At 72.4% G+C, this 1,487-nt stretch carries 2 protein-coding genes and 1 pseudogene; all 3 read left to right on the top strand.

Going from position 1 to position 1,487, the window contains the following annotated elements; all coding sequences use genetic code 11:
- A pseudogene (locus D588_RS25650) lies at positions 1-131 on the top strand (Holliday junction resolvase RuvX); the annotation flags it as partial.
- Positions 132-150: 19 nt separating this feature from the next.
- The gene (locus D588_RS0119875; protein WP_017910644.1) at positions 151-1,098 is read left to right on the top strand and encodes an aspartate carbamoyltransferase catalytic subunit; all 948 of its coding nucleotides are present in this window, start codon (positions 151-153) and stop codon (positions 1,096-1,098) included.
- A gap of 208 nt (positions 1,099-1,306) precedes the next feature.
- Positions 1,307-1,487, top strand: a 181-nt coding sequence (locus D588_RS25655; RefSeq protein WP_017917234.1) for a hypothetical protein, incomplete at its 3' end; no start/stop codon positions are given.

Raw genomic sequence — 1,487 nt, forward strand, 5'->3', positions numbered from 1 at the left:
AACGCTTCGCGGTGGACCGTGCCGCCGGCCGCAAGCGCCGCCGCGACGCCGCCACGCTGGACGCGGTGGCCGCCGCGGTGATCGTGGAGCGCTGGCTGGCCGCGCCCGACGACGCCATTCCCCCTCCCTGATCCACAGCCCGGACCCGCCATGACTGATCCGCAACTCGATTCGAACGGGCGCCTGCGCCACCTGCTGACCCTGGAAGGGCTGCCGCGCGCGACCCTGCTGCAACTGCTGGACCGCGCCGGGCAGATCCGCGACGCGGCGGTGGGCCGGGTCGGCAAGCGCAACGTGCTGGCCGGCACCGCGGTGTGCACGTTGTTCTTCGAACCGTCTACGCGCACCCGCAGTTCGTTCCAGCTGGCCGCGCAGCGGCTCGGCGCCGACGTGCTGAACTTCGACGCCTCCACCTCGTCCACGCGCAAGGGCGAGACCGCGCGCGACACGCTGAAGAACCTGGAAGCGATGGGCGTGCGCGGCTTCGTCGTGCGTCACCCCGAGGACGGCGCAGTGGAGCGTCTGGCCGAGGCGGCGGGCGAGGGCACCGCGCTGATCAACGCCGGCGACGGCCGCAGCGCGCATCCCACCCAGGGCCTGCTCGACATGCTGACCCTGCGCCACGCCAAGGGTGGCGATTTCTCCAAGCTCAAGCTGGTCATCGTCGGCGACGTCAAGCACTCGCGGGTGGCGCGCTCGGACCTGCACGCGCTGCGCACCCTCGGGGCCGGCGAAGTGCGCGTCTGCGGTCCGCGCGCGCTGCTGCCCGACGACGACACCCTGGACGGCTGCGTGGTCGGCGAGGATTTCGACGCCATGCTCGACGGCGTGGACGCGGTGATGATGCTGCGCCTGCAGCGCGAGCGCATGGAGGAAGGCCTGGTGTCCTCGCTGGAGGACTATCACGGCCAGTACGGCCTCACCGCCGAGCGGCTGCGCCGCGCGTCCAAGGACGCGGTGGTGCTGCACCCGGGCCCGATCAACCGCGGCGTGGAGATCACCGACGAGGTCGCCGACGGCGCGCAGTCGTGCATCCTGCGCCAGGTCGCCAACGGCGTGGCGGTGCGCATGGCGGTGCTGGAGACCTTGCTGGGCTGAGCCCGGCGCGCGTCGTCCTGTCGTCGGAGCGGCGCTTGTCCCCTTTTCGGGGATCAGCCGCGACGGGCTTTACCGGGAATGCCCATCGCGGCTGAAGCCGCTGCTACCCCGTTTTGCCGAGCATCCGCTGCCGAAGGTGGCGAACGGCACATTCACGCCATCCCCAATCGGCCTACCATCGGCGGCGATCCTCCCCACGGACGCCACCATGATCCTTGTCCTGCGCCGCGCTGCGTTCGCCGCGGCCTGCCTCCCGCTTGTCGCCGCCGCCCAGGCCGGCGCAGCCGCTGCCACCGCCGCGGATGGCGCCGGCACCTACGATCCGCAGGCGCTGTTCGCGCCGCTGCAGTTGCCGCAGCCGGCCAACGCCTACCGCAGCGGCGGGGGGG

Source organism: Xanthomonas sp. SHU 308 (assembly GCF_000364645.1).
GTDB lineage: Bacteria > Pseudomonadota > Gammaproteobacteria > Xanthomonadales > Xanthomonadaceae > Xanthomonas_A > Xanthomonas_A sontii.